The 736-nt window shown below is 62.6% G+C and carries 1 protein-coding gene; it reads left to right on the top strand.

Going from position 1 to position 736, the window contains the following annotated elements; genetic code table 11:
• A partial coding sequence (locus BN1123_RS11760; RefSeq protein WP_042027192.1) for a sigma-54-dependent transcriptional regulator occupies positions 1-736 on the top strand: 736 nt, incomplete at both ends.

Raw genomic sequence — 736 nt, 5'->3', positions numbered from 1 at the left:
TGCCGGACATGTCCGGCATGGACATTCTGCAGCAGATCACCGAACAGCAGCTGCCCTGCGCCGTGGTGGTGATCACCGCCCATGGTTCGGTGGACGTGGCGGTAGAGGCGATGCGCCTCGGCGCCTTTGACTTCCTGACCAAACCTTTTGACAGCAAGCGGCTGTGCGCCACGGCGCGCAACGCCCTGAAACACCAGCAACTGAGCTCGCTGGTGGCCCAGTACCGGGAAAACTTCGATCGTCACTCCTTCGCCGGCTTCATCGGTGCTTCCATGCCGATGCAGGCTGTCTATCGCATCATAGAGAGCGCGGCCCCAAGCAAGGCCACCGTGTTCATCACAGGAGAGAGCGGTACCGGCAAGGAGGTGTGTGCCGAGGCGATTCACCAGTGTAGCCCTCGCCGCGATCAGCCCTTCATTGCTCTCAACTGCGCCGCTATCCCCCACGATCTGATGGAGAGCGAGATCTTCGGCCACGTGAAGGGCTCCTTCACCGGCGCCCAGGGGGATCGCAAGGGGGCGGCGAGTCTCGCGGATGGCGGCACCCTGTTTCTGGACGAGCTCTGCGAGATGGATCTCGACCTGCAGAGCAAGCTCTTGCGTTTCATCCAGACCGGTACCCTGCAGCGCGTCGGCAGCAGCAAGCTGGAGACGGTGGATGTGCGCTTCGTCTGTGCCACCAACCGGGATCCGCTGGTGGAGGTGAAGGCGGGGCGTTTTCGCGAGGATCTCTACTA

The sequence above is a fragment of the Aeromonas enteropelogenes genome, assembly GCF_000819845.1.
GTDB lineage: Bacteria > Pseudomonadota > Gammaproteobacteria > Enterobacterales > Aeromonadaceae > Aeromonas > Aeromonas enteropelogenes.
Note: the sequence above shows the minus strand (reverse complement) of the source record. Positions and strands in the feature narration are given on the sequence as shown.